Consider the following 24,882-nt stretch of genomic DNA (forward strand, 5'->3'; position numbering starts at 1 on the left):
TCGGGGGCTCAAGGTCTCTCAGGTACCCGACCGCGCATCCCCTCCTCCAGGAAATCGATAAAGGCACGCAGCCGTGCCGGCACATGCCGGCGCTGCTGGTAGACGGCATGGAAGTCCGCACGCACGCCCTGCCATTCGGGCAACAGTTCCACCAGTCCGCCACTGGCGAGATGCTCATGGATATCCCACCATGAGCGCATCGCCACCCCATGGCCGTCCAGCGCCAGCCCCACGATCACCTCACCGTCATTGCTGGCCAAAGGCCCCGAGACCTTGACCGCCTGCTCGCGCTCGGGGTCGTCGCGCCGCTGGAAGCGCCATACCGCGAAGTCATTGTCGTTCTCGCGCAGCAACAGACATGGGCAGGCGGTGAGGTCGGCTGGGGCGCGCAACCCCGGCAGGCGCGCGACAAGGGTGGGGGCGGCGCACAGTACGCGGCGGTTTTCGAGAATTCGCCTGGCCACCAGGCGCGAATCCGGGGGCTCGCCGACGCGAATGCCGATATCGAAGGCCTGATCGCCAAGGTTCAGCGGGAAATTGGACAGCTCGAGCACCCCCTCCACACCCGGATGTCGCGTACAGAAAGACGAGAGCAGAGGCGCCACGTGGCGTCGGCCAAACCCGAAGGTGGCGTTGACACGCAGCGGCCCCGAAAGCCCGCCACGGTGGTCACCCAGGCTCTCCTCCAGCTCGGCCAGTTCCTCGAGAATCGCCGCACCGCGCATCAGATAGCGCTCACCCTCGGCGGTAAGATTCAGCCGCCGGGTGGTGCGGCTGGCCAGCTCCACCCCCATGCGTGCCTCGAGTTGCTTGAGCCGCTTGCTCACCGCCGACAGCGAAAGCCCCAGCTCCCGGGCCGTGGCAGTGAGGCTGCCGGCATGGGCCAGGCGTTGGAAGAAGGCAAGATCGTCGAGTTGCGCCACACCATTCTCCACTTTCATTCAATAATACATTGCATGATAGCCTGATTATCTCCCATCTATCAGCGGCTACACTATCCGCGCACTCCCCTCTTTTCAGGATTATGGCCAGGAGACATTTCATGTCACATCGTATTGCGGTGATTCCCGGTGACGGCATCGGCAAGGAAGTGATGCCGGAAGGCGTTCGCGCGCTCGAAGCCGCCGCCCACCGTTTCGGCATCGAGCTGGAACTGGTGAATTTCGATTTCGCCAGCTGCGACTACTATCAGGCCCACGGCAAGATGTTGCCGGACGACTGGTTCGAGCAGTTGAAGGATTTCGACGCGATCTTCTACGGTGCCGTGGGCTGGCCGGAGACGGTACCGGACCACGTGTCACTTTGGGGTTCGCTGCTGCAGTTCCGCCGCCGCTTCGACCAATACGTGAACCTGCGCCCCTGCAAGCTGCTACCGGGCATCAAGAGCCCGCTGGCCGACCGCAAGCCGGGTGACATCGACTTCTACGTGGTACGCGAGAACACCGAAGGCGAGTACTCGAGCGTCGGCGGCAAGATGTTCGAGGGTACCGACCGCGAAGTGGTGATCCAGGAAACGGTGATGACCCGCCACGGCACCGACCGGGTGCTCAAGTACGCCTTCGACCTGGCTCAGAGCCGCCCTCGCAAGAAGCTCACCTCGGCCACCAAGTCCAACGGCATCGCCATTACCATGCCGTGGTGGGACGAGCGCGTGAAGGCAATGAGCGCCAACTATTCCGACGTCGCCGTCGACCAGTTCCACATCGACATCCTCACCGCCAACTTCGTCATGCACCCCGACTGGTTCGACGTGGTGGTGGCCAGCAACCTGTTCGGCGACATCCTCTCCGACCTGGGCCCGGCCTGCACCGGCACCATTGGCGTCGCACCCTCCGCCAACATCAACCCCGAGGGCAAGTTCCCGAGCCTCTTCGAACCGGTGCATGGCAGCGCCCCGGACATCGCCGGCAAGGGAATCGCCAACCCCATCGGCCAGATCTGGTCAGGCGCGATGATGCTCGAGCACCTCGGCCACCCCAAGGCGGCCCAGGCCATCGTTGATGCCTTCGAAGCGGTGCTCAGCGAAGGCGACTCGTCGACACTCACACCGGATGTGCGTGGCCAGGGCAGCACCGAAGGCCTCGGCCGGGCGATCGCCGAGCGCATCAAGGGCTGAATCGACACAGGGCCGGCAGGTCACACGTCCTGCCGGCCCCACTGCCCTTCAACCCGTGCGCCACACGCCTTCGAGAATGCGTACCTTGCCCGCGGCGAGGTTGTCGCGCAGGTTGCGGCCCATCAGCGCGAAGTCGTCGCCGAAGATCAGCGCCGGGCCCGGCAGCGGTGCCGCAGGTGACACCGCATCGCTTTCGCGACGGCTGTGCTTTTTACGCCAGGCCAGGGCCGATTCGGTGACATCGCGCACCACGACCGGCATGAATCCGGCCTTGGCAAGCTCGGCCTCGAGCTGATCGCGCCGCCGAAGATGGCTGGTCGCGGCGGTGCGTGCCCAAGGCACCGGCAGCACCAGTAGCGCCGGGTTGTCGCCGGCCACCACCTCGTGCAGCAGCAACCGCCCCCCTGGGCGCAGCAGGCGCCGCCATTCTTCCATTACCCGGGCCGGATCCGGCATGTTCATCAGCGCATGCTGGCACCAGACCGCCTCGACGCTGGCGGCGGACAAGGGGGTATCGGCCGCATCGGCGCACAGGAAGCGGGTCTGCTCGGCAAGCCCTGTGGCTTCGCTCAGCCAACGCGCCAGCTCGATGAACGCCGCGGTGATATCCACGCCCGTGACCTCGCAGCCGAACTCACTTGCCAGCAAGCGGCTGGCGCCGCCGGTTCCGCAGCCCACGTCCAGCAATCGGGTCCCCGGCTGGACTTCCCCTAGCCTTGCCAGCGAGCGGCTGGCGGCACGGCCACCGAGGTGTAGCTGGTCGATGCCCGCCACCGTGTCGCAGGACAACCGCGCCGGGTCGTGGCCGGCGAGTCGCAACGCCGCCTGAACTCTGGCCATCAGCGTTTCGCCACTGGTCGCGGCCAGCGCATCATAGTGCGCCATCAGTGCCCGGGCATCGGGCGACGCACAGGCGATATTTCGATCGTCGATCATGGCGGGTTCCTGAAGGGGCTCGGCGCTGTCATTCTATCCATGCGCCACGGGCTTCCCCTATTCTTCATTAGTGCAGCTTTAATCAGACCCTCACGACAAGGAGTCACCCGCATGTCTCGTTTACCCGCACTCGCGCTGATCACCGCCTCGACCCTCGGGCTTGCCGCCTGCACCGGCATTCCCGAGGGTACCGAGCCCGTCAGTGATTTCGAGCTCGAGCGTTATCTGGGTCAATGGTACGAGATCGCGCGTCTCGACCACTCCTTCGAACGGGGTCTGGATTGCGTCACCGCCAGCTATTCCTTGCGCGAGGATGGCGGCGTGCGCGTGATCAACCGGGGGGTGAACCTGAGCGAAGGTGAACCGGATGAGGCCGAGGGCCGCGCCTACTTCATCGGTGACGAAAGCGTCGGGCGACTGAAGGTCAGCTTCTTCGGTCCCTTCTATGGCGGCTACAACGTGCTGGCGCTCGATGACGACTATCAATGGTCGCTGGTGGCCGGTCCCGACCGTGACTATCTGTGGATACTGGCACGCCAGCCGACACTGGATGACGCCACCCTCGATGAGCTGATCCAACGCGCCGAGGCGCTCGACTTCCCGGTAAACCAACTGATTGATGTCGCTCAAGGCAAATCCTGCCAGGCGTGGCGCTGAGTTTCAGCTTCGCACCCCTGGCTTTCACCAGACCGACCCGTGGACTTGCCGTTCGGGTGACCCAGGGGGAAGGTGAGGCGAATCGAACGCACGAGTCACAACACGCCAGGCAGCACATGGCTGGCCAGCACACATCATGGGTACCTCATGCCTAGCGAATCGAGGGCGGGAAATCGAACGGTGGGAGATCGAATGTTGGGAGATCGAAAGCTGGGAGAGTGGATGACGGCCACCCTCGAGGGTCGCGCGCTCCCCGAGACTCAACCGATCGCCAACGGCAGCCTCCACCACCTGGGGCCCGGAATACTCGAGCTCATTCCCGACCATCCGAATGAACAGGCGCGTGCCTGCATCTTCTCCGTCGGGATCCACGGCAACGAGACCGCACCCATCGAATTGCTCGATACCTGCCTGACGAAGGTGATGGAAGAGCGTATTGCCCTCGGGGCCCCGGTACTGATGATCCTGGGCAACCTGGAGGCGATACATGCGGGCCAGCGCTTCATCACCACCAACCTCAATCGGCTGTTTCGACGCGACCTGACGGAAGCCGGAAAGGAGCCCGACCGTGCGCGAGAGTTGATGACCAGCGTGGACGACTTCCGGCAGCGACATGGCGAACGCTCAGTACTGCATTACGACCTGCACACGGCAATCCGCGACAGCCGCTATCCACGCTTCGTGGTCAGCCCCTTCGCCGACACACCGGTGGAGCCCGCCCAGTGGCACTGGCTCACCGCCGCCGACATTCAGGCCGTGCTTCATCAGCATCAGCACAGCTGGACCTTCTCGCACTACACCCGCCACTATCATGGTGGCCAGGCCTTCACTCTGGAACTGGGACGCGCGCTGCCCTTCGGTCACAACGACCTGGCACCTCTGGCGCCCATGGGCGACCTGCTGACAGCCTTGATCGAAGGTCGCGAACCGCGTGGTGCAGATCCATCGCGCATGCGCTTCTTCCGCGTCGAGCAGGAGGTGATGCGCCATGCCCGGGACTTCCGCCTGTGTTTTGCCGATGACACGCCAAACTTCACCGAATTCGCGCCGGGCACCTTGCTTGCCGAAGACGCCCACGCCGGCGAGACCCGTGTGGGCGATCACTCACTTGGCGTGGTGTTTCCCAATGCCGACGTCGAAGTCGGCGCCCGTGCGGCGCTGCTGGTCAAAAACGAGGAGCCGCCTGAGGTGTGACACCGCTGTGCCGCGAGCAGCTTCAAGTGTGAAAATGACGCCAGAACAACAACAATCTAGAGGTAGTATCTTGTGTACACGACGCAATGCACCAGACCAACGTTGGATGTCACGCCGCCATTTCCCCCTTTCGGATGCCCGGCGGGCTGTTAGAATCGCCCCCTTTTCGCGCTGCTCTGCATGGCGGCGTTGCCCGCGGCGACCTTACCTGACCTGGAGCCCGATCCATGGCTGATACCCCGATTCCGCTGGAAGTGCGCAACATCAAGAAGCGCTTTGGCGATACCGAAGTCCTCAAGGGCCTGTCGCTGACGGCCCAAAAGGGTGATGTGATCACCCTGATTGGCGCATCCGGTTCCGGCAAGAGCACCTTCCTGCGTTGCATGAATCTGCTCGAACAACCCGACGAGGGCGAGCTGGTCGTCCACGGCGAACAGATCCTCTTCAAGGAGACCAGTAAGGGCCGCGAACCCGCCGACTGGAAGCAGGTGGTGCGCATGCGAGCCAAGCTCTCCATGGTCTTCCAGGGGTTCAACCTGTGGGCCCACATGACGCTGCTCGAGAATGTCATCGAGGCGCCGGTGCATGTGCTCGGCAAACCCAAGAAGGAAGCCATCGCCCATGCCCGGGAGCTTCTCGAACGGGTCGGGCTTTCGGCGCGTGCCGACGCCTACCCCGCGCAGATGTCCGGCGGCCAGCAGCAGCGCGGCGCCATCGCACGGGCGCTGGCCATGGACCCGGAAGTGATGCTATTCGACGAACCCACTTCGGCACTCGACCCGGAGCTGGTCGGCGATGTGCTCAAGGTGATGCGTGATCTGGCCGCGGAAGGCCGCACCATGATCGTGGTGACCCACGAAATGGCCTTCGCACGCGACGTCTCCAGCCAGGTGATCTATCTCCACGAGGGGCGAGTCGAGGAAGCCGGCGCACCGGCGGACGTGCTGGAGAACCCGCGTTCCGAACGGCTCAAGCAGTTTCTGGCGCCCAAGCACTGAGGCACCCGGACGAGGAGACACACATGATCGATCTGCATGGCTACGGGCCACGCCTCGCCGAAGGCGCCCTGATCACCATCGAACTGGCGGTGCTGTCACTGGTGCTCGCCATCCTGCTTGGCCTGGCCACCGCCAGCGCCAAGATGTCACGCAACTGGGTGCTGCACCGCGTCGCCACCCTCTATACCACCATCATCCGCGGCGTACCGGACCTGGTACTGATGATGCTGCTGTTCTTTGGCGGTCAGATCGGCATCAACATGATCACCGACATGCTCTATGACCGCTTCGGTGTCGACATCTTCATCAACGTCAACGAGTTCATCGCCGGCGTGGTGACCATCGGGCTGATCTTTGGCGCCTACATGGGCGAAACCTTTCGCGGCGCCTTCATGGCGGTAGACGCCGGCCAGATCGAGGCCGGTCGTGCCTACGGCATGAATCACTGGCTGGTATTCCGGCGCATCCGCTTTCCGCAAATGATGCGACACGCCATCCCCGGGCTCTCCAACAACTGGATGGTGCTGCTCAAGACCACCGCCCTGGTGTCGGTGATCGGCCTCACCGACATGGTCCGCGTGGCCTCCGAGGCGTCCAAGGCCACCCGCGAGCCCTTCACCTTCATGATCATCGTCGCCGTCATCTATCTGCTGATCGCCAGCCTCTCGGAATGGGGCTTCGCGCGGCTGCAGAAACGCTACGACGTCGGCTACGGGGAGGCGGACTGATGGAATCCCTGATGACCTGGCTCGAGGCTCGCCTCGCCGACAACAGCATCTTCACCCTGCAGACGCTCGAATATTACGGCGAGGGCCTCACCACCACCGTGCAACTGGTGTTTCTGTCGCTGGTGATCGGCCTGATCCTGGCGGTGCCGCTGGCCATCGGTCGCGGCTCGAAGCACCGCTGGATCAGCCTGCCGATCTTCTTCTACTGCTACGTGTTCCGCGGCACACCACTGCTGGTGCAGCTCTACCTGATCTACTACGGGGTGGTATTCGTGGAGGGCATCCAGGAGACCTGGCTGTGGGTCGTGCTCGAGAAGCCCTTCGTGCCGGCGCTAATTGCCTTCACCCTGAACACGGCGGCCTATACCACCGAAATCTTCCGCGGCGCGATCAAGTCCACCGCGCGGGGTGAGATCGAGGCGGCGCGTGCCTACGGCATGTCCCAGGGTCTCATGCTGCGGCGCATCGTGCTTCCCAGCGCGTTTCGTCGCGCCCTGCCGGCCTACGGCAACGAGGTGATCTTCATGCTGCACGCCAGCGCCATCGCCAGCGTGGTCACCATCATGGACCTGACCGGCGCGGCGCGTTTCGTCTACGCGCGCTACTACGCGCCTTTCGATGCCTTCCTGTTCGTCGCGGCGATCTACCTCTGCCTGACGTTCGCCATTCTTTACCTTTTTCGCTATCTGGAAAAACGCCTGCTGGCCCACCTCAAACCGGCCAGTGGCTGAAGGCCCGCCACGGAGGCTCACCACAAGGAACGTAAAACAAGCGTTGGGAACTGGCGTTCGAATGTCCTCCGTTCCCTCTTTCGACGGACCCGCCTATCGGCTATCGTAGTTGCGTCCTCACCCACAAGGGGAACGCTGAACAAATCGGCGAGCGAGATGAAGCGCAAGACGCACGGAGCACAGGAACCGGAGCCTATGGGGTATAGGTGAGGATTCCGAGTACCGCGCAACGCAGCGATTCGCTCGCGCAGGCATTTGTGCAGTGTTTCCCAAGGTGACACAACCAACAACAGGGGAAACACCCATGAAACTCCAACACATTCTTGGCGTCGGCGTGCTCGGCGCCGCGCTGGTGGCCGGTAGCGCCAATGCCGAGGTTCGCGACATTCGCATCGGCGTCGACGTGCCCTACGAACCCATGGAGTATCGTACTCCCGATGGCGAGCTGACCGGCTTCGACATCGACCTGGGCGATGCCATGTGTGCCGAGATCGGCATTCAGTGCGAGTGGGTCGTGCAGGGCTGGGACGGCATCATTCCCGGCCTTCAGGCGCGCAAGTACGATGCCATCATGTCCTCCATGACCATCAATGAGCAGCGTCGTGAACAGGTGCTGTTCTCCGACCCCTACATCACCCCGCCGTCGGCCTGGTTCGCCCCCGCCGACAGCGAAATCGGCACACCTTCCGAGGAGACCCTGGAAGGGCTGACCGTTGGCGTCCAGCGTGGCACGTTGCAGGACAACTACGTCACCGATCTTTACGGCGATGTGGCTGACGTCAACCGCTATGCCACCGCCGACGACATGGTGCTGGACATGGATTCCGGACGTCTGGATGCTGTGTTCCTCGACTTCCCGATCGGCAAGTCCACCCTGCTCGACAGCGATGCCGGCGACTACATGCTGATCGGCGAGCGCATCACCGAGCCCAAGGAGTACTTCGGCGAAGGCTTCGGTATCGCCTTCCGCCAGCGCGACCAGGAGCTCGCCGAGGCCTTCAACGCGGCGCTTGCCACGCTGCAGGAAAACGGCACCTATGACGAGATCCACGAGCGCTATTTCGGCGGCGAGTGATCCTGCTGTGCCGTGACCGGCGCCTTCCCCGCTCCGCCGGGGAAGGCGTTGACAAGCCGGCGTCAATTCCGGAAAGTCACTTGCACCACCATCGAATCCGGATCCTGTCCATGATCGATACCCGTCCTACCCCTAGCCAATCGCTCAAGAACTATCGTGGCTTGTTCGCAAGCATGCATGTCGATAGCTTCTACCTGAGCGAATGGTTCGACGAATAGCCTTCCCCGGCTGCCGCCCGGCCGCCATGGCACCCTCGTGCCCCGTCCCCTGGGTCACCGCTGAACGTCCCTGACCCATGCCGCCGATGCGGCGAACCCGATACCTGAGCAGGCCCTGCCTGGCTTACCCATCGCCCGAGACCACCTTGTCGTGGCCAAACGGCGTCGTGGTGGCGGGTATCAGCTTCATGAACGGTTTTATCAACAACAACACTCTCACGGGAGAACACCCATGCGTCCTATCAACCTGCTGCTGGCAGCCACCCTCGCCGCTGGCCTTACCACCACCGTTCAGGCCAGCGAGGACGAATTGCGTCTCGGCGTGGACCTTCCCTATGAACCCTTCATGTATCGCCAATCCAATGGAGAGCTCGCAGGCTTCGAGATCGAGCTTGGCAACGCCGTCTGCGACTATCTCGACGTCACCTGCACCTGGGTCGAGCAAGCCTGGGACGGCATCATTCCCGGTCTCATGGCCCGCAAGTATGACGCCATCATGTCCTCAATGGCGATCACCGAGGAGCGCGCGGCCCAGGTGCTATTCTCCGAGCCCTACTACACCACCCCGAGCGCCTGGATCACCACCCAGGGGCGCGAGATCGATATCGACGACCGCGAGAGCCTCGACGACCTGGTGGTCGGCGTGCAACGCGCCACCCTCCAGGACAACTATGTCACCGAGCTGTATGGCGACGTGGTGGAGATCCGCCGCTACACCAGTGGCGACGACGTCATCGCCGATATGCGCGCTGGTCGCCTCGACCTGACCTTCATGGACTACCCGGTCGCCGAAGCGGCCATGGACCTGGATAGCGACGAGAGTGACTTCAAGCGAGTCAGCGACTTCATCAAGAAGCCCGACCATATCTTCGGCGAAGGCGTGGGGCTGGCCTTCCGCAAGCGAGATGGCGAACTCGCCGAGCGCATCAACGCGGCATTGGCAGCCCTCAAGGAAGATGGCACCTACGATGAGATCATGAACCGCTACTTCAACTACGACATCAAGCTGTAGCAGCGCCAGCGGGCAGGTGCGGGGGAAGGTCTGCCGGCCAAGCCTCGCACTTGCCCGCCGGCCCCACCAGGACATGCCATGCTGACCCTGCTCAAGAATGCCCGGCTGCATGCCCCCGAACCGTTGGGGCTGTGCCATCTGCTGATCTGCGATACACGCATCGCCGTCATCGTTCAAGCGGGCGAACCGCTGCCCGCAAGTGGGGCTGCGGTGAAGACGCACGACCTCTGCGGGCGCCGGGTGATTCCCGGCCTGGTGGACCCCCTGGTGCACTTCATCGGCGGTGGCGGCGAAGGCGGCTTCGGCACCCGAACAGCGGAGCTTACCTTGGATGAAGCGCGTGCCTCGGGTGTCACCACTCTGGTCGGCGCGCTGGGCACCGATGCCCTGACCCGCACACCGGCCAACCTGCTCGGCAAGGCCCGCGAACTCGCCGCAGGTGGCTTGACCACCTTTTGCTATACCGGCTCCTATCAGTTGCCACCCGTGACCCTGACCGGCTCGGTGGGCAGCGATATCCTCTATATCCCTGAATTCATCGGCGTGGGTGAAGTCGCCATCAGCGACCACCGTGGCTCTCAGCCCAGCGCCTTCGAACTCGCGCGACTGGCCTCAGAGGCCCGCACCGCCGGCATGCTGGCCGGTAAATCGGGGATTGTCTTCATTCACACCGGCGATGCGCCTGGCCATCTGGAGCCCTTGCGCGAGGCCGCTCGCCAAAGCGCCATCCCGCTGACCCAGTTTCACCCCACCCATATCAACCGTACCGCGGAACTGTTCGCGGACGGCCTGCGTTTCGCGCGTGAGGGCGGGCGCATCGACTTCACCACCAGCACCACCCCGGAACTGCTTGCGGCGGGCGAAGTGGCCGCCCACGAGGCCGTGGCACGCGCCCTCGAGGCGCGCATCCCGCCTGGCGCCATCACGCTTTCCTCGGATGCCAACGCCTCGTTGCCGCAGTTCGATGCGGCAGGCCGGTTCGTCGGCCTGAAAGCGGGACGACTGGCCAGCCTCTTCGAGGTGGTCGGTGCGTGCATCGAGCACCATGCAGTCCCTATGGAGGTAGCCATCGGCATTGCCAGCACCCACACCGCCGAGGCGCTCAAGCTCAACTGCAAGGGGCGCCTGGCGGTGGGCAACGACGCCGACCTGCTGGTGCTCGACGATGACAACTGGCGCATTGACGAGGTGTGGGCGCTGGGCCACTGCCTCCATCGTAGAGAGGACCACAAGGCAGGGTGATACGGATCAGCCGGGTACGCGTCTCGCTGCAATGGCCCGGCGCATGAAATCGAGTATCCAACGTACCATCAGCGTATCGTCCACCTCAGCCTCCAGAGATGCGACTCCCTCGCGCACGCGCTGCTCACCCACCAGTGAACGGCGCAGCGCCATCAGGTCGCGCGAGTAGGCAGGGCTGAATTCCGGGTGGCCCTGTACGCCGAGGAAATGCTCCCCCACCTGCATCAGGTAGTAGGGGCAGAAATCACTGCCGGCAAGCACTCTTGTCTCTGGCGGCAGGCGTTCGACCTGGTCCTGGTGGCTGACCACCAGGTCGAGTGTCGTGCGCGGTGGCGTCATCCACTCGGCCCGGTCGGTCACGCGATTGAACGACAGCCCCACGCCCCAACCTCGCGGGCTCTTCACCACCTCTCCCCCCAGGGCCCTGGCGATCAACTGGTGGCCAAAGCAGATGCCGACCAGTGGCTTGCCGGCCTCCCACAGTTGCCGGATGAACGTCTCCAACTCACGAATCCATGCCAGGTCGTCATTGACCCCGAGCTTAGAGCCAGTGGTCAGCCAGGCATCCACCGCCTCGATGTCGTCGGGTATCTCGCCATCCAGGCAGCGCCATACCCGGAACTCGAGGCTCGGATCGACGCCCTTGAACAGGGTCTCGAACATCTCCGGATAATTGCCATGGGTGCCGCGAAGCTCCGGGGCGACATCATCGCACTGCAACAGACCTATCAACATGACCCTGCCTCCTGTCTCGATGCCAAGGCTACAACCGCCCTTCCACCGCGGCGACGAACAGTTGGCGATACTGATCGGCGCTGAAGGCGATCGGGTTGCTGGCAGATGACGGATCGGCCACGGCCATGCGTGCCACCTTGTCGGCCTGCCGGGTATCGATCCGCAGCTCGCGCAAGGTATGCGGGATCGCCAGCCGCTCGCGCAGATCGAGTACCCAATCGATCACCGCCGAGGTGCCCGGTTGGGGCAGGTCCAGGTAGCGACCAAGCCGTACCATCGGCTCGCCGATGGCCCGCTCGTTGGCGCGCAGTACATAGGGCATCAGGATCGCATTGAGCGTGCCGTGGTGAGCGTCGAACAATGCACCGAGCGGGTGCGCCAGGGCATGCATGGCGCCCAGCCCACGCTGGAAGGCCGTGGCCCCCATGCTCGATGCCACCAGCATGTTCATACGCGCTTCGAGATCACTGCCATCGCGGTAGGCGCGAAGAAGGTTGAGGTCGATGCGCCGGATGCCCTCCACGGCGATGCCTTCGGCCATGGGGTGGTAGTTGGGGGCGCACCACGCCTCCAGGCAGTGCGACAGGGCGTCCATGCCGGTGGCGGCGGTCATCGCGGGAGGCAGTCCGACGGTCAGTTCGGGGTCAAGTATCACCGTGGCCGGCAGCATGCGGGGATGAAAGATGATGCGCTTGACGTGTTCGGCCTCGTCGGTGATCACCGAGGCGCGCCCGACTTCTGAGCCGGTACCCGCAGTGGTGGGCACGGCAACGACCGGCGCGATGGCGTCGGCATCGGCATGCTTCCAGTTGACACCCACATCCTCCAGCGACCACAGCGACAACCCCTCGCGCTGGTTGGCCATCAGTGCCACTGCCTTGGCGGCATCCAGCCCCGAGCCCCCACCGAAGGCGATCACCCCGTCATGGCCGCCATCGCGAAACGCCGCCATGCCATCCCTGACGTTCTTGCCGGTAGGGTTGCCCTTGATCTGGCTGAACACGGCGATGCCAAGCCCGTCTGCCTGGCAGGCCGATACGCAAGCCTCGACCATCGGCAGCCCGGCAAGCCCCGGGTCGGTGACCAGCAACGGCGCGCGCATGCCCAGCGCCCGGCAGGTGGCCGGCAACTCGCGGATTCGCCCCACCCCGGTCAACATATTCGAGGGGTAGTTCCAGCCCATGGTGAACTGGTTCATCTCCTGGCTCATTGGCGGCTCCTAGGCGTGCTTGAGATGGAAGGACTTGGGGCGGGTCAGCGAATCAAAGCCAACCCGTGACAGCGAACAGCCGCGCCCCGATTGCTTGACACCCGTCCAGGCCAGTTCCGGGTCGAGATAGTCGCAGCGGTTGGTGAATACCGTGCCTGCCTCGAGACGCCTGGCAAGCGCTTCTCCGGTGGCGATGTCACGGGTGAAGATCGCCGCGGTCAGCCCGAACTCGCTGTCGTTCATCAAGGCGATGGCCTCATCGTCACTGGCCACCGGCATGATGCCGACCACCGGCCCGAAACTCTCCTCGGTCATCACCCGCATGCTGTGATCGACCCCGGTCAGCAGCTGGGGAGCGAGATAGGCACTGCCCGGTACCGAGAGCGGATAGTCGCCGGGGTCGATCCAGGCCCGCGCACCGGCGGCCACGGCATCCTCGATCTGGCCACGCACGAAGTCGGCCGCCGCCGGCCGCACCAACGGGCCCAGGGTGGTGTCCGGGTCCACCGGATTACCCAGCCGTAGCTGGCGCACCCAGGCCACGGCGCGCTCCACGAAGGCATCGAAGATCTCCTCGGCCACATAGATCCGCTCGATGGCACAGCAACTCTGCCCGGAATTGAAGAAGGCGCCGTCCATCACGCCCTCCACGGCGGTGTCCAGGTCGACATCTGCGCGGATGTAGGCCGGGTCCTTGCCACCCAGCTCGAGCCCAGCGGCGATGAAGCGCCCGGCGGTATTGCGCTCGACCATGGCACCGCCGGTCACCGACCCGGTGAACGACACATGGTCGACACGCGAGTCGCGGATCAGTGCCTCGGTGGCATCATGCGCCAGGTGCAGATACTGGAAGACGCCCTCGGGCAGGCCCGCCGCCGCAAAGGCCTCGGCGAAGCGTTCGGCGCACAACGGGGTCTGGGCCGAGTGCTTGAGAATCACCGCGTTGCCGGCCATGATCGACGGCACCACGGCATTCACCGCCGTCATGAACGGAAAATTCCACGGCGCCACGATGAACGACACGCCCAGTGGCTCGCGGGTGATGTAGCGGGTGAATCCCGGCTTATCGGGCAGCACCAACGGCGCCAGCGCCGACTCGGCCAGGGCGATCATGCCTCGGGCACGCTCTTCGAAGCCACCGATCTCACCGCCGCCGGCACTGATCGGCCGACCCATCTGCCAGGTCAGCTCCACGGCCAGTTCGTCGCGCCGCGCGACGAAGGCATCGACCATGGCCGAGCACAGCCTTGCCCGCTCGGCAATCGGCACTTCGCGCCAGCCACGTTGCGCGAGCACGGCGCGTGCCAGGGCGGCATCCACCTCGGCGGCGCTCGCCTGCTCCCGCTCGACGTAGACCGAGCCATCGACCGGGGAAATCGTCTTCTGTATGGGCATAACCACCTCAAATAATCTCGAAATAGCGGTCCAGCTCCCAATCGGTAATATGGCGCCGGAACTGGCGCTCCTCCCACTCCCGCGTAGCGGCGAAGTGCTCGACGAAGGCGTCACCGAACAGCTCGCGGGCCGGCGCCGAGGCCTTGAGGCGTTGTGCCGCTTCCCACAGAGTACCTGGCAACGCCTGATGCGCGGGGTGTTCAAGCTCGTAGGCGTTGCCGATGATCGGCTCGTCCGGCTCCAGGCCCTGCTGGATGCCATAGAGCCCCGCGCCGATCGCCGCCGCCATGGCCAGATAGGGGTTGGCATCGGCACTGCCGAGACGATACTCGACCCGCTGCGACTTGGCGCTGCCGGGAATCACCCGCAGCGCGGTGGTGCGGTTCTCGACCCCCCAGGTGGCATCGGTGGGCGCCCAGAACCCCGGAATCAAGCGGGTGTAGCTGTTGATGGTCGGGGCGAACATCGCCAGAAACTCCGGCATCAGTTGCTGCTGGCCGGCCACGAAATGGCGCTGCAGATCGCTCATGCAATGGGGTTTGTCGGCGGCAAAGAATGCCGATTCACCGCTTTCGGCGTGCGCCAGCGACAGGTGAATGTGCCCGCTCTGGCCGGGGTAATCCGGTGACCACTTGGCCATGAAGGTGGCCATCAACCCGCGCCGCTGAGCCCACACCTTGGTGAAGGCCTTGAACAGTGCGCCCTTGTCGGCGGCCGCCAGGGCCGCATCGACGCCGATGGCGGCTTCGAGCACCCCCGGCCCGGTCTCGGTGTGCAGCCCCTCGATGGGAAAGTCCATGGTCTCGGCAAGCGCCAGCAACTCATGATAGAGCTCGGCATGCACCGAGCTTCTCAACATCGAATAGCCCATCATGTCGGGCGTCAGCGGGGTGAGGTTGCGAAAGCCCTTCTCGCGGACCGACTCCGGGGTCTCGCGAAACATGAAGAACTCGTACTCGAGCGAGCCCCTGGCCGCAAGCCCCATCTCGGCGGCGCGCGCCAGCACGCGGCGCAACAAGCCACGTGGGCAGACCGCCTCGGCGGCACCACTGAATTCGGCCAGGAACAGCAGCATGTTGCCCTCGGCGGGCACCTCGCGGCATGTCTCCGGCAACACTCTCAGGGTGGCGTCCGGGTAGCCGGTATGCCACCCGGTGTAGGCCACGTTGTCGTACAGCTCATCCTTGCTGTCCCAGCCCAGCACTACGTCGCAGAAGGCGAAGCCATCCTCCAGTGCGCTGAAGAACTTGTCACGGCGCATGTACTTGCCGAGCAGCACGCCATCCATGTCGAACATGCCGACCTTGACGTGGGTTAGTCCACGCGACTCGACGATTCGCCGCGCATCGTCGGCACTGGCGACCTCTCTGGGGTTCATTCCACTCATGGCCTCTCCCTCGGTGGCTCGGCGCACCGCCAAGCCGCCCTGCCCTGTTCCGGTATCCCGGGCGGGTGGCATCTACCACCCGCCCGCCATGGCGACCAACGCCGTCCGTCATTTTTCACGAGTAACGGTAGGGAGGCCCTGCCTGCTGCATGGTCTGCCGATAGGCCTTGAGGATCTCGACCACGCGGGCGTTGCGCTCACTTTGCGAGGCGATCTCGTCCCAGAACTCCAGAGCGGCGTCTTCCAGAGTCTGCCACTCCTCCTCGGGAATCGAGGTGAGTTCGAGCTTGCCACCAGTGGTACGGTAATGCGCCTCGCCCCACCAGTACCAATGCTGTCGATAGTAGTGGGAGTTGTCCATGCACAGCCTGAAGAGGGTCTGAAGGTGTTCGGGTAACTCGTTCCAACGCTCGGAGTTGGCGAAATAGGAACCCGCCCAGGCCCCGGAGATGTTGTTGGTCAGGTAGTAGCTGCTGACATCCGCCCAGCCCACGGTATAGGCCTCGGTGATACCGGCCCAGGCGATGCCGTCGAGCTCGCGGGTCTGCATGGCGACCTCGATGTCCTCCCAGGGCAGCGTCACCGGCACCACGCCGAAGCGGCTCAGGAATCGCCCGGCGGTGGGGAAGGTGAACACGCGCTTGCCTTGCAGGTCCTCGAGGCTGCGGATCGGCTCGCGGGTGACGAAGTTGCAAGGATCCCAGGAGCCGGCCCCCAGCCAGGTAACGCCTTCGACTTCGCTGTAGGCCTCCTCCCAGATCTCCTTGAGGCCGTAGTGGTTGAACAGTGTCGGCACATCGAGGCTATAGCGGGAAGCGAACGGGAAATAGCCACCGAACACCGAGACATCCACTGGGGCTGCGATCGAGTCGTCGTCGCTCTGTACCGCATCGATGGTACCCCGCTGCATGGCGCGGAACAGCTCGCCGGTGGGCACCAGTTGGTCGGCATAGTAGAGCTCGATCTCCATCTCGCCGTTGGCGGCCTTGTTGAAGGCATCGATGGAAGGCTTGATGACATGCTCGGCCAACGCTGGCCCGGCGTAGGTCTGCATGCGCCAGCGGATGGGGCTGCGTGATTGGGCGTGCACGTAGGGAGCGCCTACCGTGGCCGCGCCTACCGTGGCGGCGGTCGCCACCCCGGCCTTCTTGAGGAAACTGCGCCTGTTGTTATCGGTCATGATGCTTCTCCCGTGGATTGTTGTTGTTACTGCTGACCGCGCATCGCACCCCGTGCTTGCGGGTCTCGTGCTTGCCCGTTACCGGACATACTCGCTGCCTTGCCTTGCTCGACGCCTCATCCGTAGTAGAGCTCCGGCAGCCACAGCGCCAGCTGCGGGAAGGCGGTGATCAGCCCGAGCCCCAACAGCATGATCGCCACGAACGGCCAGACGCTGCGGTAGATGTCACCCAGGGTGACTTCCGGCGGCGCCATGGCACGCATCAGGAACAGGTTGTAGCCGAACGGCGGGGTCATGTAGGCGATCTGCACGGTGATGGTGTAGAGCACCCCGTACCACACCGGGTCGAAGCCCAGGCTGACCACCAGCGGGACGTACAGCGGAGCGACGATCACCAGCATGGCGGTGTCATCCAGGAACATGCCCATCAGGATGTAGGAGAGCTGCATCATCAGCAGGATTTCCCAGGGCCCGAGGCCCATGCGATCGAGGAACACGCTTTCGATGGCGCGCACCGCACCGAGACCGTCGAACACCGCGCCGAAGCACAACGCGGCGAGGATGATCCACATGAACATGCAGCTGATGGCCAGCGTCCGGCGCACCGTGACCTCGATCACCTCGAGGGTCAGCCGGCGCTTGAAGATGGCCGCCAGGGTGGCGGCGAAGGCGCCATAGGCAGCGCTCTCGACGAGGCTCGTCACCCCGACCAGAAACAACCCGGTCATCGAGAAGAAGATCAACAGGGGCAGGATGCCGGCACGCAGCAGCTTTAGCTTCTCGCCAAGGCCGATGTCGCGCTCCTCGGCAGGCAGCGCCGGACCCAGGCTTGGCTGAATCCGGCAACGCACGACGATATACAGCACGAACAGCGCCGCCAGGATCAGCCCGGGAATGGCACCTGCCAGCCACAGCTTGCCCACCGGCTGGCGGGCGATCATGCCGTAGAGCACCAGCACAACGCTGGGTGGCACCAGGATGCCGAGCGAACTGCCGGCCTGGATCACCCCGGTGACCATGATCTTGTCGTACCCACGCCGCAGCAGTTCCGGCAGGGCGATGCTGGCGCCGATGGCCATGCCGGCGACACTCAAGCCATTCATGGCCGAGACCACCACCATCAACCCGATGGTGCCAATGGCAAGCCCGCCTTTCAGCGAGCCCATCCATACGTGGAACATCTCGTAGAGATCGCCGGCGATCCCCGACTCCGAGAGCATGTAGCCCATGAACACGAACAGCGGTAGCGTCAGCAGCGGGTACCAGTTCATCAGCACGAAGCTGGCGTTGAACGGCATCTCGATGCCGCCATCCCCCCACAGCAGCAGGGCCGAGGCGGCGCCGACGAAGCCGATCACGCCGAAGACCCGCTGGCCGGTGAGCAGCAGCAGCATCATGGTGGAGAACATCATCAGGGCAATCATCTCGTAACTCATGCGTCACCCTCTCGATCCAGCGGCTTGCCACGCGCCACGGCCACATCCTTGAAGAAGGTCGCCACCGCCTGCAGCAGCATCAACAGGATGCCGATGCACATGATGATCTTGATCGGCGCCAAGGGCGGCGCCCAGGAGGAGTAGTTGCGCTGGCCGTATTCGAGAGCGTAGTGGGTGCTGGAGATGCCCCCCGCCAGCAGGGTGACCAGGAAAACGATCAGAAACAGGATGGTGATGGCATCGACGAATGCCTGAGTACGAGGTGTCCAGCGGCTGTAGAACAGATCCATGCGCACATGGGCCCCCATCTGCATGGCATAGGCCCCGCCCAGCAGGTAGTAGCTGGCCAGCATGAACTGCGACATCTCCACCCCCCACAGCAGCGGGGCGTTGAGCACCGAGCGCGCGAAGGAGGCATACAGCAGCAGCCCCATCATGGCGAAGATCAGGTACATGACGAGCCGCCCGACCCCGCGGTTCAGGCGGTCGACCAGGCGCACGTAGCATCTGATGGCATTGGGCATCCGAGACAATTCCTGAGTGATGTAACAGTCGTCGAAACGGCCGGCGAAACGGTCGTAAAAACGGATGTTGCAGAAAGCCTCACTCAGTCTTGGTCGAGGATTTGGTACTCGGCAAGATGCATCGGCAATGCCGACGACATGTCTATAGGAAAAACCGATAGCGCGCTCTTTCGGGGCATCGGCGGGCGAAACCCGGGGCCGATTCACCCGCGTGGCGCACGACCGGCTTGCACGACCGCCTCACTCGGCGGTTCGTCGCTCGGTCTCCACCGCACCGGAGAGCCACGGCAGGTGCTGGTTCAGGGCGGCGCGAAAGTCCGTCTCCAAAAGCCGCCGGCTATCGCGGGCCAGTTGCATGGGCAGCTCGCCGAGTTCATCGCGACGTGCCACCAGGGTCAGCTCGCGGTACAGCGCTGGCATCGGCAGCGGCACCACGCGCACCCCGAGCGTATCAAGCCCGGCCTGATAGAGGCACAGCGGCGTGGTGATGGTCCACCCCGCACCGGCGCCCACCAGGCGCAGCACGGCGAAGGTATTGTCCAGATGCAGCCGGGCCGAGAACTCCAGCTGATTGAGCCGCAGGTGGCGTTCGATGGCCTGGCCGATCAACGATTGCGGAGTATAGCGCACGAAGTCGAGCTGGCGGGCCAGCCAGCGCAGGTTGTCCAGAGGCCCTGCCCAATCCGTCGGCACCACCAGCACGAAGGGCTCGCGCAGCACCGCATGGCGCTCCAGTCCGTCGTAATTCTCCAGCCGGTCATCGGAAATGATGATGTCCACATGCCGGGTCAGCAGCGAGTGGCTGTGCATGTGCGAAAGGCCGGTGGTCAGGGTGTAATCGCGGGTATAGCGCTTGATCATCTCGAGCAGCGGCTGGCCCACGGCGGTGGCCAGCGAATCGACCAGCGCCAGGCGCACCTGATGCAGTTGGCCGAAGCCGCCGGACACCAGTTCGCGGCGCATGCTGCGCGCCTCGTCGAGCATGCGCCGCGCGCGATCATGGAAGAAGCGTCCGGCACTGGTGGGCTCCAGGGGTCGCGAATGCCGCCGGAACAGACTGACGCCCAGGGCCTCCTCGAGATTGGCCAGGCTCTGTGACACCGACGACTGCTTGAGCCCCAGGCGCCTGGCCGCCGCACTCTGGCTGCCCTGCTCGAGGGTCTCGACGAAGATTTCCATGCTGCGCAGATCGAACCCGAAGCCGTTTCGCATCTCCTTCCCTCTCCCGGAAGCCAGGGCCGATCAGATCCAGAGGCCGACGACCAGCAGCGCGAGGGTCGCCAGCAGGGTGGCGACGTTGACCCCCAGCACCCGGACGAGCAGGGTCGCCTCCTCCAGGGCCTGCGGCAGGCGCAAGACCAACCATAGCGCCGCGGGAAGCGTCAGCCAGGCCAGCCAGACGCCGGCCGGCAGTTGCCCGCCCAGCTGGCCCGCCGCTACTAGCAGGTAGGCACCCAGCAGAAGCGCCGAGACCAGCCAAGAGGCCCGCTTCAGGCCCAGCACGATGGGCAGGTGGCGGCGGCCGACCCGTCGGTCGGCGTCGACGTCGGGAAACTGGTTGAGCAGCAGCAGTTCACTGACCAGCAGCAGCACCACCCCGGCGATCACGAGGGCCGCCCTGTCGACCTCTCCCCCCAGGGCCACCAGGGTACCCAGCACCATGACCGGCCCGAAGCCGAGCCCCGGCGCCAGCAGGCAGAGCCAGGGCAGGCGCGTGATCCACCGCGTGTAGGCCACCACCAGCATGACACCTGCGAGGCCCAGGAGCAGCATCGGCCAGCCGCGCAGCCACAGGAACCAGGCGCCGATCGCCGCGACCCCCGCGAGCATCGACACGGCGGCACCCAGCACCCGCGGTGCCGCCGAGGGAGACTCGGGGAGGGCGCCACTCCCGCCAGAGAAGGGGGTGCGACGGGTGATCAGGTCGAGCCCGGAACGGAAGTCCTCGTACTCGTTGAGCAGGTTGACCGCGGCGTGGGCCAGCAGGGCACCGACCAGCACCAGCAGGATCTCGTGGAACGTCAGGGAGACCGGCTGGCGTACCGCGAGGGCGATGCCCAGCAGCACGCAGAGCGGCGCCAGCACCAGGAAGTCGGGACGAGTGGCACGGACCACAGTCAAGGTCGAGATGGTCCCAGCATCCTGCCCCTCGGGTTGTTGCCCCATTGCTGCTCTCCTGTGCCGGCAATCACCGATGTAACGCTTTGTACTCCTTACTTGATCCACATCATGCCACGCCGCCATACGAGGTCCATACTCGAGGTCCGTAATATCACTTTACCGTGACCCAGGAGTTCATATGGCACGTCAACACAAGGGCGCTACCCCCTGGCTGGTCCTGGGGCTGCCCGTCGCGCTGGGACTTGCCTGGGTTACCCAGGGCAGCGGGGTGATCGAAGACGACCCTGAACGCAACATTTATATCCCAGACCCCCTGACCATGCCGCTGCAGGTCCAGGCTGCCTACAACGAGGAGCGGATCTTCTTCCGCTACCGTTGGCCCGCCGAACAGGCCCATGTCTATCATGACATGTTGCGCTACACGGATGGCGAATGGATCCGCCACGGCAGTTCGCGCCCTGGCCCAGATCCCGACGGCACCTACGAGGATCGGGTCGCCATGCTGGTGGACGATGGCGGCGTACCCGACTTCGGTCGCTATGGCGGCTATATTACCGTGGGTGACCGGATGCGCTTCTTCAGCGACTCGGCGAGCCCGGCGGAGGTCTCGGAGCACCCCCATCTCGGTCAAGAACTGGGACAAAGCGACGTACGCAAGTACCTGCCGGCCACCCGTACCGACCAGGACGACTGGCGCAGCGTGGCGGATGCCGACGTCCTTGCTGCCCAGCGTGAGGCGGGCTATTTCCTCGACCTCTGGCACTGGCGGGCAGGTCGCTCCAACCCTATTGGCGCCTCGGATGACCAGTGGATCGGCGAATACCGCAACAGTGATGCCGGCTCGGGGCCCTATACCACCAACTGGGATGGCGACAACGACCAGCCACACTGGATGCTCGACCCCGAGGTTACGGGCCAGCGCGCCCTGCGCTGGGAGGACGTGACCTCCGGCGAGGTGGATTTCGACGGCCTCTACTACCTCTCGGAAGACAACCGCACCGACTTCGATCCCGACTACGACTGGCAGGAGGGCGACGTGATACCCCGCCGCCTGCTGCGCCAGCCCGAGGGCTCGCGGGGCAGCATCGCCGTCCACGGCCAGGCACGCTGGGAGAATGGCTACTGGGACGTGACCCTGGTACGCGACCTGGACACCGGAAATCCCCTGGATGACAAGATCCTCGCCGAGCAGGGGATCTACGACATCGGTATCGCCGTCTACCGCAATGCCACCGGAAGCCGCTGGCACTATGTCTCCAATCCCTACTCCCTGGGGCTGGGACGTGATGCCGACCTCCAGGCCGCCAGCTTCTCCGGCAGGTCGCCCGACTGGAGCGATGACTGGTTCGACATGACGCTCTTCTACCCCGGGCAGGTGGACTGGCCGCTGCTGATCAGCCGCGCTCATGCCGGTGCGGAGGATATCGCCGAGGGTACTCCGGTGCGTGCACGCCACAGCGAGAAGCAGCTGGCACTCTATGGCGTTGAGATGGAGTTCAACGACGCCATCACCTCGCGGTGGTGGATGACCCTGCTGGCCGGACTCGTCGCGATGCTCGGTACCACCCTCGCCCTGATTCCAAGCTTCCGTTCCACTCGTCAAGGAGACCGCTCATGAACGGTACTCACGCCATGCTCTCCCACTTCCCGGTGGGATTCTGGGCACTTGCGACCCTGATGATCCTGGTCGGGACCTTCCTCTCCGGGCGATGGGCCGAACTCAGTCGCGCCGCCCTGCTGCCGGTGCTGGTACTCAGCCTGCTCGGTGGCCTGGCCGCCATCGTGATCGGGCTTCTTGTCTGGCCCATGGAGGCCAACCTGGCCAGCCCACTTGCCCGCAACCATATGCTGATGGCCTTCTGGTCGCTGGGGATCTTCTCCATGATCACCGTGCTGGTTTGGAAAGCCGGTGATACCGCCTTCGAGGGTAACCGTCGCTGGGCGCTGGTGATCCTGGCCTTGACCGGCGGCCTGATGTTCTCCTCTGCCGGCACCCTGGGCGGCCATCTGTCAGGCGCCTCCACGGCCTTCTCGGATGTCCTCGGCCTGATGGGCTGGGAGGTCTACACCACCTTCTACAGTCCCCTCTGGGTCATCTCGGTCATGGTGATCATCGGCATCGCGCTGGGGGCGCTCGGCTTAATGAACCTACGCAAGACAGGCTGACACCCCCGCCGACTTGCAAGGAAAGACAAGGGCCCCACCGAAGCGAGGCCCTTGTCTCTGACATGGAACGTCACCTACTCGAAGCTGAAGCGAGGTTCGGGGGCGTCCGGCAGCAGTGCGGCGCAGGCGCGCACCTTGTCGAGCAGTTCGGCGTGAGTTGGCGCCAGCAGGTTGACGTGGGCCAGCTTGCGTCCGGCACGCTCGCGCTTGTCGTAACGGTGCAGGTGGGCATCGCCGATCGCCAGGATGGCAGCGGGATCGCCCTCGCTGCCGATCACATTGACCATGCAGGTCGGCATACGCGCGCTGGTATCGCCAAGCGGCAGGCCCTGGATGGCGCGCAGGTGGTTCTCGAACTGGCTGGTTACCGCGCCGTCCATCGACCAATGCCCGGAGTTGTGCACGCGTGGCGCCATTTCGTTGGCCAGCAGGCTGCCGTCACGGGCCTGGAACAGCTCCAGGGTCAGCACGCCCACGTAGTCGAGTTCATCGAGCAAGGCGCGGATGTAACCATCGGCGATCTGCTGCACGCTGTCGTCGAGATCCGGCATCGGCGCCACAGAATAGCGCAGGATACCGTCGACATGGACGTTCTCGGCCATCGGGTAGAACACCACCTGACCATCGCGGCCACGCACGGCGATGATCGACACTTCACGCACGAAGTCGACGAAGGCCTCCACGATCAGCCGCGGATGGTTGATCGAACGCCACGCCTCGGCGGCATCCGCCGGGTCGCGCAACACCGCCTGACCCTTGCCGTCATAGCCTTCGGTGACCGACTTGGCCACCACCGGGCAGCCCAGCTCGCGCGCCGCCGCCTCGAGCTCGTCCGCATGTTCGACCAGCCGATAGGCCGGGGTGGGAATGCCCAGCCGGTCGAACAGCGCCTTCTCCTCGGCGCGGTTCTGGCAGATGCGAATCGCCTCGCTGGAGGGAAACACCGGAGTGTGCTCCTCGATCGCACGCACCAGGGCCACCGGCAGATGCTCGAACTCGTAGGTGACCAGGTCGACCTTGTCGAGGAATGCCGCCAGGTGCTTCTGGTCGGTGTCGATCATCACGTCACCGATGCCGGCGCTGGGGTGGCCGGTGGTGTCCATGAAGGTGAAGCGGTTGGCAAGCGGGTACCCCGCAAGCGCCAACATGCGGCCAAGCTGGCCGGCACCCAGTACACCGATATTCAGAGGCGCAACGTTCATGGCCTATACCTCACTGTGACGCGGAGCGGGGGTCGGGATTGTCCAGTACGCTTTGAGTCTGCTCGGCGCGGAAGGTCTCCACCGCGGCACGCACCCCGGCGTCCTGAAGCGCCACGATCTGTGCGGCCAAAAGGCCCGCATTGGTGGCACCGGCCTTGCCGATGGCCAGCGTGCCCACCGCGACACCGCCCGGCATCTGAGCGATGGAGAGCAGCGAATCGAGCCCCTTGAGCGCCTTGGATTCCACCGGCACGCCGAGCACCGGCAGGGCGGTCTGCGAGGCGACCATGCCGGGCAGATGGGCGGCACCGCCCGCGCCGGCCACGATCACCTGCAAGCCGCGTTCGGCGGCCGACCTGGCGTAGTCGAACAGCAGGTCCGGCGTACGATGGGCGGAGACCACACGAGTCTCGTATTCCACCCCCAACCGTTCGAGCATCAGCACGGCATGCTCCATGACCGGCCAGTCGGATTTCGACCCCATGATCACGCCAACGCGTGGTGAGGGGTGGTCAGATGACGGTTGGGACGACTCGTTCGACGGCGGCATGACCTGCTCCTCGACACTAGGACGGTAGGAAATAGAGGGCACATAGTCTAACGGCGCCCGCAGGCGCCG

Annotated in this window: 24 protein-coding genes; 11 read left to right on the forward strand and 13 right to left on the reverse strand. The window is 64.5% G+C overall.

What is annotated here, in order from left to right:
- Positions 1-8: 8 nt before the first annotated feature.
- Positions 9-923 carry a LysR family transcriptional regulator gene (locus tag C6V82_RS11130; protein WP_102587269.1) on the reverse strand — a complete coding sequence of 305 codons (915 nt, stop codon included), beginning with the start codon at positions 921-923 and terminating at the stop codon, positions 9-11.
- Positions 924-1,042: 119 nt separating this feature from the next.
- Between C6V82_RS11130 and C6V82_RS11135 the strand changes: the two genes are divergently transcribed.
- The gene (locus C6V82_RS11135) at positions 1,043-2,116 is read left to right on the forward strand and encodes a tartrate dehydrogenase (RefSeq protein WP_102587078.1); all 1,074 of its coding nucleotides are present in this window, start codon (positions 1,043-1,045) and stop codon (positions 2,114-2,116) included.
- A gap of 48 nt (positions 2,117-2,164) precedes the next feature.
- On the opposite strand, the gene C6V82_RS11140 is transcribed toward C6V82_RS11135, so the two are convergent.
- Positions 2,165-3,052 (reverse strand): class I SAM-dependent methyltransferase, encoded by an 888-nt coding sequence (locus C6V82_RS11140; RefSeq protein ID WP_102587079.1) that lies wholly within the window; start codon positions 3,050-3,052, stop codon positions 2,165-2,167.
- 111 nt (positions 3,053-3,163) lie between these two features.
- Between C6V82_RS11140 and C6V82_RS11145 the strand changes: the two genes are divergently transcribed.
- The 8 genes from C6V82_RS11145 (at position 3,164) to iadA (ending at position 10,907) form a co-directional block, all read left to right on the forward strand.
- Positions 3,164-3,709: a lipocalin family protein gene (locus C6V82_RS11145; RefSeq protein WP_102587080.1), complete on the forward strand. Its 546-nt coding sequence runs from the start codon at positions 3,164-3,166 to the stop codon at positions 3,707-3,709.
- Positions 3,710-3,901: 192 nt separating this feature from the next.
- Positions 3,902-4,903: a succinylglutamate desuccinylase gene (locus tag C6V82_RS11150; protein ID WP_229843167.1), complete on the forward strand. Its 1,002-nt coding sequence runs from the start codon at positions 3,902-3,904 to the stop codon at positions 4,901-4,903.
- A gap of 227 nt (positions 4,904-5,130) precedes the next feature.
- On the forward strand, positions 5,131-5,901 hold the full coding sequence (locus C6V82_RS11155; RefSeq protein ID WP_102587082.1) for an ABC transporter ATP-binding protein: 771 nt from the start codon (positions 5,131-5,133) through the stop codon (positions 5,899-5,901).
- A 23-nt stretch (positions 5,902-5,924) separates the two neighbouring features.
- Positions 5,925-6,629, forward strand: coding sequence for an ABC transporter permease (locus tag C6V82_RS11160; RefSeq protein WP_102587083.1), 705 nt, complete (start codon positions 5,925-5,927; stop codon positions 6,627-6,629).
- Positions 6,629-7,360, forward strand: coding sequence for an ABC transporter permease (locus C6V82_RS11165; RefSeq protein ID WP_102587084.1), 732 nt, complete (start codon positions 6,629-6,631; stop codon positions 7,358-7,360). Before C6V82_RS11160 ends, C6V82_RS11165 begins: the two co-directional genes overlap by 1 nt.
- A gap of 304 nt (positions 7,361-7,664) precedes the next feature.
- A complete protein-coding gene (locus tag C6V82_RS11170) occupies positions 7,665-8,435 on the forward strand; it encodes a transporter substrate-binding domain-containing protein (protein ID WP_102587085.1) in 771 nt (256 codons plus the stop codon).
- Positions 8,436-8,885: 450 nt separating this feature from the next.
- Positions 8,886-9,665, forward strand: coding sequence for a transporter substrate-binding domain-containing protein (locus tag C6V82_RS11175; RefSeq protein WP_102587086.1), 780 nt, complete (start codon positions 8,886-8,888; stop codon positions 9,663-9,665).
- A gap of 78 nt (positions 9,666-9,743) precedes the next feature.
- Positions 9,744-10,907 carry a beta-aspartyl-peptidase gene (iadA, locus tag C6V82_RS11180; RefSeq protein ID WP_102587087.1) on the forward strand — a complete coding sequence of 388 codons (1,164 nt, stop codon included), beginning with the start codon at positions 9,744-9,746 and terminating at the stop codon, positions 10,905-10,907.
- A gap of 6 nt (positions 10,908-10,913) precedes the next feature.
- On the opposite strand, the gene C6V82_RS11185 is transcribed toward iadA, so the two are convergent.
- The 9 genes from C6V82_RS11185 to C6V82_RS11225 all read right to left on the reverse strand — a co-directional run bounded on the left by C6V82_RS11185 (position 10,914) and on the right by C6V82_RS11225 (position 20,940).
- A complete protein-coding gene (locus C6V82_RS11185; RefSeq protein WP_102587088.1) occupies positions 10,914-11,642 on the reverse strand; it encodes a glutamine amidotransferase-related protein in 729 nt (242 codons plus the stop codon).
- 28 nt (positions 11,643-11,670) lie between these two features.
- The gene (locus tag C6V82_RS11190) at positions 11,671-12,852 is read right to left on the reverse strand and encodes an iron-containing alcohol dehydrogenase (protein WP_219724476.1); all 1,182 of its coding nucleotides are present in this window, start codon (positions 12,850-12,852) and stop codon (positions 11,671-11,673) included.
- Between the two features lie 9 nt (positions 12,853-12,861).
- Positions 12,862-14,247, reverse strand: a complete 1,386-nt coding sequence (locus C6V82_RS11195) for an aldehyde dehydrogenase family protein (RefSeq protein WP_102587089.1) — start codon at positions 14,245-14,247, stop codon at positions 12,862-12,864.
- 7 nt (positions 14,248-14,254) lie between these two features.
- Complete coding sequence (locus tag C6V82_RS11200; protein ID WP_373297609.1) at positions 14,255-15,625, reverse strand: glutamine synthetase family protein; 1,371 nt, start codon at positions 15,623-15,625, stop codon at positions 14,255-14,257.
- A gap of 124 nt (positions 15,626-15,749) precedes the next feature.
- On the reverse strand, positions 15,750-16,814 hold the full coding sequence (locus tag C6V82_RS11205) for a TRAP transporter substrate-binding protein (protein ID WP_102587091.1): 1,065 nt from the start codon (positions 16,812-16,814) through the stop codon (positions 15,750-15,752).
- Positions 16,815-16,930: 116 nt separating this feature from the next.
- The gene (locus C6V82_RS11210; RefSeq protein ID WP_102587092.1) at positions 16,931-18,250 is read right to left on the reverse strand and encodes a TRAP transporter large permease; all 1,320 of its coding nucleotides are present in this window, start codon (positions 18,248-18,250) and stop codon (positions 16,931-16,933) included.
- On the reverse strand, positions 18,247-18,774 hold the full coding sequence (locus tag C6V82_RS11215; protein WP_102587093.1) for a TRAP transporter small permease subunit: 528 nt from the start codon (positions 18,772-18,774) through the stop codon (positions 18,247-18,249). The genes C6V82_RS11210 and C6V82_RS11215 overlap by 4 nt, the downstream gene beginning before the upstream one ends.
- Before the next feature lie 240 nt (positions 18,775-19,014).
- Entirely contained in the window at positions 19,015-19,986 is a 972-nt protein-coding gene (locus C6V82_RS11220; RefSeq protein ID WP_102587094.1) for a LysR family transcriptional regulator, read from the reverse strand.
- Between the two features lie 30 nt (positions 19,987-20,016).
- The gene (locus tag C6V82_RS11225; protein WP_102587095.1) at positions 20,017-20,940 is read right to left on the reverse strand and encodes a prenyltransferase; all 924 of its coding nucleotides are present in this window, start codon (positions 20,938-20,940) and stop codon (positions 20,017-20,019) included.
- 133 nt (positions 20,941-21,073) lie between these two features.
- On the opposite strand from C6V82_RS11225, the gene C6V82_RS11230 reads away from it, so the two are divergent.
- A complete protein-coding gene (locus C6V82_RS11230) occupies positions 21,074-22,513 on the forward strand; it encodes an ethylbenzene dehydrogenase-related protein (RefSeq protein WP_102587096.1) in 1,440 nt (479 codons plus the stop codon).
- Positions 22,510-23,061, forward strand: coding sequence for a DUF2231 domain-containing protein (locus C6V82_RS11235; protein WP_102587097.1), 552 nt, complete (start codon positions 22,510-22,512; stop codon positions 23,059-23,061). The genes C6V82_RS11230 and C6V82_RS11235 overlap by 4 nt, the downstream gene beginning before the upstream one ends.
- 74 nt (positions 23,062-23,135) lie before the next feature.
- Here the strand turns inward: C6V82_RS11235 and C6V82_RS11240 are convergent, their stop codons facing one another.
- Together C6V82_RS11240 and purE are read right to left on the reverse strand one after the other, a co-directional pair.
- Positions 23,136-24,263 carry a 5-(carboxyamino)imidazole ribonucleotide synthase gene (locus C6V82_RS11240; RefSeq protein WP_229843168.1) on the reverse strand — a complete coding sequence of 376 codons (1,128 nt, stop codon included), beginning with the start codon at positions 24,261-24,263 and terminating at the stop codon, positions 23,136-23,138.
- Between the two features lie 10 nt (positions 24,264-24,273).
- The gene (gene purE, locus C6V82_RS11245) at positions 24,274-24,813 is read right to left on the reverse strand and encodes a 5-(carboxyamino)imidazole ribonucleotide mutase (RefSeq protein WP_102587098.1); all 540 of its coding nucleotides are present in this window, start codon (positions 24,811-24,813) and stop codon (positions 24,274-24,276) included.
- Between the last annotated feature and the right edge of the window lie 69 nt (positions 24,814-24,882).

This window comes from Halomonas urumqiensis (assembly GCF_003028575.1).
GTDB lineage: Bacteria > Pseudomonadota > Gammaproteobacteria > Pseudomonadales > Halomonadaceae > Halomonas > Halomonas urumqiensis.